At 46.5% G+C, this 8,529-nt stretch carries 6 protein-coding genes; 5 read left to right on the top strand and 1 reads right to left on the bottom strand.

Annotation, left to right across the window (positions count from 1 at the left end; translation table 11 throughout):
- Positions 1-187: 187 nt before the first annotated feature.
- From AC805_RS00940 to pstS, 5 genes are all read left to right on the top strand, one after another.
- The gene (locus AC805_RS00940; RefSeq protein WP_055073673.1) at positions 188-868 is read left to right on the top strand and encodes a response regulator transcription factor; all 681 of its coding nucleotides are present in this window, start codon (positions 188-190) and stop codon (positions 866-868) included.
- Between the two features lie 39 nt (positions 869-907).
- On the top strand, positions 908-2,509 hold the full coding sequence (locus AC805_RS00935; RefSeq protein WP_055073672.1) for a cell wall metabolism sensor histidine kinase WalK: 1,602 nt from the start codon (positions 908-910) through the stop codon (positions 2,507-2,509).
- A gap of 223 nt (positions 2,510-2,732) precedes the next feature.
- On the top strand, positions 2,733-3,980 hold the full coding sequence (locus AC805_RS00930; protein ID WP_231662384.1) for a metallophosphoesterase: 1,248 nt from the start codon (positions 2,733-2,735) through the stop codon (positions 3,978-3,980).
- Positions 3,973-5,925, top strand: coding sequence for a phosphate ABC transporter permease PstA (gene pstA / locus AC805_RS24405; protein WP_072143485.1), 1,953 nt, complete (start codon positions 3,973-3,975; stop codon positions 5,923-5,925). Before AC805_RS00930 ends, pstA begins: the two co-directional genes overlap by 8 nt.
- Positions 5,926-6,008: 83 nt before the next feature.
- Positions 6,009-7,124 carry a phosphate ABC transporter substrate-binding protein PstS gene (gene pstS, locus AC805_RS00920; RefSeq protein ID WP_231662383.1) on the top strand — a complete coding sequence of 372 codons (1,116 nt, stop codon included), beginning with the start codon at positions 6,009-6,011 and terminating at the stop codon, positions 7,122-7,124.
- A gap of 12 nt (positions 7,125-7,136) precedes the next feature.
- Here pstS and AC805_RS00915 read toward each other — a convergent pair.
- Positions 7,137-8,529 (bottom strand): type I restriction-modification enzyme R subunit C-terminal domain-containing protein (locus tag AC805_RS00915; RefSeq protein ID WP_331459029.1); only part of this gene is annotated, 1,393 nt, incomplete at its 5' end.

The raw sequence follows: 8,529 nt of genomic DNA, 5'->3' as shown, positions 1-8,529 counted from the left end.
TAAGTACCTCAGCATAATTAAAATCCAGAGCTAATACCAATTCCCAAAATGGCAACGCCATTTTGGGAATCTCAAAACCTTACTGGGTTTGGTGTTTAATCCGCAAAAGTGTTGTCACACTTTCGTGAATTGGTGTAAGTGGGCGGTACGCTCTGCTGAAATACTTAGAGCATAGAGAGGTCTACATATGAAAGTTCTATATATTGAAGATGAAGAAAAAATTGCTAATTTTGTATGTATCGGCTTAAAAGAACAAGGCTTTGTGGTGGACTATTGTAATAATGGAAATGACGGATATACCCATGCCCTAGAGCTTGAATTTGACGCGATCGTGCTGGATATTATGGTTCCTGGAAAAGACGGATTAGCAATTCTGAAGGGGTTACGGAAGGAAGGAAATACTACGCCGATAATTTTATTGACAGCCCGCAATGAACTAGACGATCGCTTATCGGGATTAAATCTCGGAGCAGATGATTATATTGCCAAACCATTTTTTGTTGAAGAATTAGTTGCGCGGATTCATGCCGTTGTCCGTCGGGTTTCAGGCGATCGCCAAAACATCCTCGTTGTTTATCCCCTCAAACTCGATCGCCTTACCCGCGAAGTTACCTGCAAACAAGTAGCGATCGAACTTACTTCCCGCGAATTTAATTTGTTGGAATACTTAATGCGATCGCCAGGGCGGGTCTTTACCCGTACCCAGATTCTCGAACATGTTTGGGGCTATGACTTCAATCCGAATACTAACCTCATTGATGTTTGCATTCAGCGCATTCGCAAAAAAATCGAAAAGGTCGGCGGTGAAGAATGTCTAGAAAGTGTGCGCGGTGTTGGTTACCGCTTCCGCAAACCTCAAAACCCATAAAAATCAGCACGCAGCCATAACGCTCATAATAAACTTCTAATGAAACTGAGATCCTTCCGTTTTCGCATTGCCCTCCTATCCGCCTTACTTGCGGGAACGGCGATCGCGGGTTTTAGTAGTGTGACTTATTTGTTATTCTATCAATCCAAACTCAACACCATTGACAATGAGATCAAAGATCAATTATTAAGAGAATCTTCCGCCCCCCGTCCGTTAAACCACTGGCAAATTTACGAGCAGCACCGATCGGCTTTTTTTGAAGATCGGATGCAAAATGCGATCGCCTTATTGGTGCAAGATCGCGATGGCAAAACTATCTATCAATCGAACAATTGGCAAACAGCTCTCAATCCTGCCCCCTTATTTGTAAATTTAACAGAACCACAATTACCCAATTTAGCCAATAATTCACCCAATAGCTTATCCAGTTTACCACTGCCATCTTTAAATCCAACTCTGCCGACTCCGCCACCCGATCGCCCCCCACCTCGGCTCCTCCAAAATCGAGAATCAACCAGTGGAACAACTGAAAATCGATTTGCGGATCGTCTCCCCGAACGTCCCGCCCCCCGTCCATTGGAGGAGGCATTCAAATCGCCTCAGGTTATCTCCAGCCTAATTACAAGCAAAACCCCTACGGGAATATGGCGGTTGGGAACTGTTTCCACTCCCTATATAAAAATTGCGATCGCAGTTAATTTAGGAATAATCGATCGCGAGATGAGCACAATTCAAAATGTGTTTCTGATTGCCATTCCCTTAACGCTGATATTGATGATGGTAGGCGCGTGGTTTTTATCAGGTGGCGCTTTAAAGCCCGTCAAACATCTTACCGAAACTATTCGTCGGGTAAATGCTAAGGGGCTAAGTCAGCGGACATCGGTTACGGATCTGGATATAGAGTTTGTGGAACTAGCGCAAGTATTCAATCAAATGATGGAACGCTTAGAGCGCAGTTTCTTACAAGCTTCAAGGTTTAGTGCCGATGCCGCCCATGAACTGAAAACTCCTTTAGCAATTTTGCAAGGTGAACTAGAACTTGCTTTACAGAATACGGAAACAGGTTCGACTATGCAGCAAACTCTCAGTAATCTATTAGATGAGGTTTGTCGTCTCAGTTCGATTACCCGCAAATTACTATTGCTATCCCTTGCCGATGCAGGCAAAATGAGCATCCAGAAAACCGAGTTAAACTTTTCGCAAATTCTCTATGAAATTACCGAAGATATCGAGATTTTAGCGCCCGAACTATCGCTAAAACTAGATATTCTTCCCGATTTAAAAATTTGGGGCGATCACGAATTACTAACACAGGTTTTGCAAAACTTGACGAACAATGCCATTAAATACAATCTGACAGGTGGCTGGATTCGGATTGAGACTAAGGTTAAAAATAACTCTCTGTTAGTAACCATCAGTAATAGCTCGCATGATATACCCTTAAGCGATCGCGATCGTCTATTTGATCGATTCCATCGAGCCGATCCTGCCCGTAACCGTGGGTTAGAAGGCTTTGGGCTGGGACTGAGCCTTTCGAGAGAAATTGCGCGCGCGCACAATGGCAATTTACAACTTGAACCCAGTACTCAAGGCTTTACGAGCTTCACGCTAACAATGTCCCGATCGATGCCCCCAAGATGAGTAGCGGCGCAAAGCGCCACCACTTATCTTGGGGGTTTTATGCCCTAAGCAAGCCTTAAATAAAACCTTAAAGCCCGTAGCGCAAGCTACGGGCTTAAGGTTTTATTTTTTTATTATGCGCAGTTTCTTAACGGTTGCAAGGCAATTGAATATATGCTTAATTTAACTTGAATCATTATGTAGTTCGTGCCGAACTTTCACTTTAATTATGTTTTCTTGGCAAATGTCGTTACGAATTTTTCTGGGTATCATTGCTGGGCTGGCAACGGCGTTGGTGCTCCATGCTTGTCAAGCCGAACCGAATGCTCTGAATAATGGTTCTAATGTTTCCCCTAATATTTCCCCTAGTGCGGAAGCAAATAAAGTTGCCGTTGTTTCAAATTCTCAAGACAAACCTCAAGATAAACCTAAAAAAACAGAATTGCCGCCAGCAACAAAAGCGATCGTCGATAGCGTTCCAAATGGTCTATACGATCCACCCCGAGGCGACATTCGACTGGCGGTAATTAGCGATTTGAATAGTTCCTATGGCTCGACCGATTACGAACCAGAGGTAGATAAAGGACTGGCATTGCTGCCATTTTGGCAACCAGATATGGTGGTTTGCAGCGGCGATATGGTGGCGGGACAATATCCATCGCTGACGGAAGAGCAGATGAAAGCAATGTGGGCTGCCTTTGACGATCGCATCGCGGCTCCTTTGCGGAAAGCGAAATTGCCCTATGGATTCACGATGGGCAATCACGATTCCTCAAGCGCTAGAAGCGTTTCGGGGAAATTTTTATTCGCACGCGAACGCGATGTTGCCTCGAAGTATTGGAATGAACCTTCGCACAATCCCGGGGTCGAATTTGTCGATCGCTTTGAGTTTCCTTTTTATTACACTTTTAAATACAAGGATGTTTTCTTTTTGACTTGGGATGGTTCGTCCGATTTCATTCCCAAAGATAAATTGGAATGGGTAGAAAAATCGTTGCAAAGCCCTGCGGCAAAGGCGGCGAAGATCAAGATCTTATTGGGGCATTTACCTCTCTACGCGATTACGGTTGGTCGGAATGAGCCTGGAGAGGTGATGGCGAATACCGAACAGTTGCGTGCCATGCTAGAGCGCAATAACGTTCATACCTATATTAGCGGGCATGACCACGGTTACTATCCTGCCCATAAAGGCAAGCTGCAACTACTGCATACGGGCATTCTCGGAGCGGGACCCCGTCCTTATATTGATAGTAAAATGCCGCCACGCAAAACGATGACAGTTATGGATATCAACTTTTCATCGCCTGAGTTGACGACCTATACGACCTATGACATGAGAACCATGCAAAAGATTAATTATGACGAGCTGCCGAAATCGATCTCAGGGCATAACGGCATCGTATTGCGTCGGGATGTAAAGATGGAAGATTTGAGTGCTTCGGAGCGCTCGAATTGCGAAAGTCGATTGGGAGCTAAGCTGTGTAGTGCTTAAGGTTTCCATTCCCAAGATTTTGACTCGCAACAAAACCTCTCTCTGGATAGATTTAGCATTTCAGAGAATGACCCAAGGGCTGGCGATTTCCTTAATGCTTTTAGTGGCGGCGATCGCTATTGAACTGGCAATCGCTGCTTTCCCAGCTATGCAGAGATTTGGTTTGGGGTTTCTATGGACTGCGGAATGGAATCCCGTTAAAAATATCTATGGCATTTTGCCGCAGATATACGGAACTCTCATCAGTTCGCTAGTGGCGATCGTATTGGCGATTCCTTTGGGGGTTGGCATTGCGATTTTTCTAAATGAAGATATCGCACCTAAGTTCCTTCGCGTACCGATTTCCTTTGCGATCGAATTACTTGCCGCGATTCCGAGCGTAGTTTACGGCTTGTGGGGGATTTTTGTGCTGATTCCGATGCTGAAACCTTTACTGAGAGGATTGCATCAAAATTTGGGCTGGATTCCTTTTTTTAGCACCCTTCCCGCCAACCGATCGCTATTGCCGACAATTTTGGTATTGACCATCATGATTTTACCGATCGTGGTCGCAATGTCCCGCGATGCGCTCGCTGCGGTTCCTTTAGAGTTGCGATTGGGGGCAGCAGCGATCGGCGCAAACCGTTGGGAATTTATCTTAGGGATTGCGGTTCCTGCCAGTATTTCGGGGCTCGTCGGCGCGTCAGTACTGGCACTGGGCAGGGCTCTGGGTGAGACGATGGCAGCGGTGATGTTAATTGGTAATGCCAATCAAATTAATTGGTCGTGGCTTGCTCCTAGTTCGACCATCTCGTCCCTAGTAGCCAACCAATTTTCCGAGGCGACTGGGCTTCAGATCTCGGCTTTGCTGTACGCCGCCTTAGTGTTAATGGCGATAACGCTAATCGTTAATGTACTTGCCAATGGTTTTATTACTTCTTTCTATTTATTTAAACAGAAGGAAAGACCGATATCTTCCAGTCTCCTATTGCAAGCTGATGATTTCCATCATGGGCAAGAACAGGGAATTTCACCGTCCAAAGCCTCGATGTCTTCTGGGGTTATGGAGGATAAGTCTGATATTATTGCAAGCCTAGTAATGAAGCCGCAGAACGTTTCTCCGTGGCGACCAAATCCCATAAGACGCAAAACTGTATCGGTACTTTTGACGATTGGCATAGGTTTGGGAACAGCAATTGCCATTTTTGCCTTTGGATCGATTCTATTTAGTCTCATTACTAACGGATTTTCCCGTTTTGATAGTGCTGCCTTTATGGAACTACCGCCGCCGCCCTTAGAAATGGGAGGAGGTTTTCGTAATGCGATTATTGGTACTTTAATAATGGTAGGGATAGGGGTGGGATTGAGCGTTCCCATAGGCATTGGTGCGGCGATTTATTTGAATGAATTTGGGCGAGAAAATGCTTTATCGCAATGGGTTCGTTTTCTCAATGGGGTTTTGAGTGGATTGCCATCAATTCTCTGCGGGTTGTTTGCCTATAGCTTGGTAGTTCTCGCAACAGGAACCTTCTCGGCGATCGCAGGAGGGCTTGCCCTCGCAGTGGTAATGCTACCGACGATCGCTCGGACGGCAGAAGAAGGTTTAAAAGCCGTAGCTCCCGAACTGCGCGAAGGGGCGATCGCTTTAGGTGCAAGCCCCATCCAAGCGATCGCTCTTGCGATCGTTCCCGCCGCTACACCCGCGATCGTTACTGGCGTGGTGCTGGCGATCGCCCGAGCAACGGGTGAAACCGCTCCTTTATTGTTTACGGCTCTATTCAGTCAATACGGCTTGAATGGACTGTGGAAACCCGTTGCTTCGATGTCGATTTTAATCTACAACTTTGCCCTGTCGCCCTACCCCAACCATCAAGCCTTGGCTTGGACGGCTGCTTTGGTAGTAGTTGCATTGATTCTGAGCGTCAGCATTGCCGCTAGATTTTTGACCCGCGATCGCCTTGCTTAACCTAAAATTCAATTAAACTGGCGTTACCCTTTTATCGTAATATTGCCTTTGGCTGTATACGATCGCCTACACCGAGGTTGTTTGTGTCATTTAGATCTGTTTCATCCCGCCGCAAGTTTTTGTTAATGTCCTCATTTCCCTTAGCGATCGCGCTCAAGGCTTGTCAAGGAAAACCACCCGATCCCAAAGCTTCTGAAACTGTTGATAGCAAACCTCCCACCAATGCAAGCGCTACTTCTCCGCAAATTTCTCTCTATGGCGCGGGGGCAACATTTCCATCTTTCCTGTATCTACGGTGGTTTAAAGATTACAACACTCAAAATCCCAACGTTCAAATCAGTTATCAGCCCGTCGGTAGCGCCGCAGGAATTCAGCAATTTCTATCGGGGACGGTAGACTTTGGCGCTACGGAATTTGCGCTCACCGATAGCGAGATAGCCAAAGTTGCTCGCGGCACGGTTCTCATTCCTTCAGTGGCGGGAAGCGTGGTAGTGGTGTATAACATTCCTGGGGTAAAGACGGGACTGAAACTGTCGCGAAAAGTTCTTCCCTCAATTTTCTTAGGTAAAATTAAGAAATGGAACGATCCTGAGATTGTCGCGCTCAATCCTAATGTTACTCTTCCCGATCTGCCGATTACCGTAATCCATCGCTCCGATGGTAGCGGTACGACAGCCGCCTTTACTGCCTATCTCAACGCCATCAGTCCCGAATGGCAAAGCTCGGTGGGAACGGGGTTGAATGTGGCTTGGCAGACGGGTGTGGCGATCAAGGACAATGCAGGTGTCAGCGCTCAAATCCAGCAAGGTGAAGGCGTGATTGGTTATGTGGAATATGCTTTTGCTAAGCAATTACAACTGGCTACGGCAGCGTTAGAGAACAAAGCAGGGCAGTTCGCAATCCCAACCGAAAATGCCACGACGAAGGCGATCGCCACGATTAAATTGTCGGAAGATTTGCGCGGCTCCAATGCCGATCCCGATGCGGTCGATGCCTATCCGATCGTTACTTATAGCTGGGTGTTAGCCTATCAGCAGTACGACGATCCCAAGCAGGCTCAAGCTTTGAAGGATGTATTAAAATGGGGACTAACGAAGGGGCAAGCAATGGGATTGGAGCTAGGCTATGTCCCACTCCCCGACGAAATCGTCAAAAAATCGATCGCCGCTTTGGACAAGATTGGCAGCAAAAAGAAGTAAGCGATCGCAACTTTAAGCGGCTGCTTTTGTGCAAACATCATCAAGCAAATCAAATAATGCATCTACTTGAGAAGATGTAAATAAACTGTCGATGCCTTGGGATGCGAAGTCGGTAAACGGAGATTCGTAGAGCCTTGCTGCTGCGATCGCGCCATGTTCGGTGAGGTAGTCTACGATCATGTTGATAAATTCGATTTGGTTAGCATTGAGGGTTTTATCGGCAAGAAATTTGCCAAATTCCTGTTTAGCTACTTCGCGATCTAGTCCGATCAGCGATCGCACAAATAACCCTAGCCCATGAGATTCTTGCTTGGCACGGTTAATGTCTTCTTCTTTGCCTAAACCATTTGCTAGCAAGATTATCTCTAATTCTGATAGATCGGTGGCTGTGAGTTGTTTATTATTTCTGAGTTTGAAGATGACCATCTGGTCTTGATGCGATCGCAAAAAATCTCTAGCTTTAGCTCGGAATTTTTCAAAGCTATCGGATGCGGTGAAGTGGGGTAATTCGACAATTGCTTCATCCCCCATCTCATCCTCGAAATTGGTGTAAATCGGTTGACGCTCTTGTTTTTCGATGAGCTTAACTAGACTGCGTAGGCGTTTGCGGACTGCTTCCAGCATGGGTAAGGTTACGTCTTGCCACCATTCATCGGTTTGGATGTCTTGAATTAGTTCTAGTTGGGCTTGGACTAGGGGGATCGATGACTTTTGCTCTAGCAAGTTCGCGATCGCCTTAACCCGATCGCGGAGCTGCGTAAATGAGGAGTGCGATCGCAGGATAGCTAGTTGTATTTTGAGGATGAGGATATCAAATCTTTTAATTTCTTCGGCTTCGGGTTCAATTTGAGCGGGTAAGCCTGCGATTTCTTGGCTGAGTTCGTTTAGGTCTTGCTCTGATAGCGATCGCCATGCTTCGAGATTGTTATATTTTTCAACGAGTTGCCGCTTAGGTCGCACGATGAAGTTGTCAATATTCATGGCTGCAACCTCTGAGTAAAGGATCTGCGCGATCTGATTTCGTAATGATGATTCGGGATTGGTGATGGGATTGTAGATATTGCTGGAATCTCGAAGTTTTTTGTCTTCGTTTACCGTCCCTTCGGCTGCGCTCAGGGAGCTAGATTTTTTACGCTGGCTGAGCGCAGTCGAAGCCAAAACCTCACTAGCATCTTCTGCTGCGTTTGCCGTCCCTTCGGCTGCGCTCAGGGAGCTAGATTTTTTACGCTGGCTGAGCGCAGTCGAAGCCAAAACCTCACTGGCATCTTCTGCTTCGTTTACCGTCCCTTCGGCTGCGCTCAGGGAGCTAGATTTTTTACGCTGGCTGAGCGCAGTCGAAGCCAAAACCTCACTGGCATCTTCTGCTGCGTTTGCCGTCCCTTCGACTTCGCTCAGGGAGCTAGAT

This window comes from Pseudanabaena sp. 'Roaring Creek' (genome assembly GCF_001402795.1).
GTDB lineage: Bacteria > Cyanobacteriota > Cyanobacteriia > Pseudanabaenales > Pseudanabaenaceae > Pseudanabaena.
This window is presented reverse-complemented; position numbering and strand designations above follow the sequence as displayed.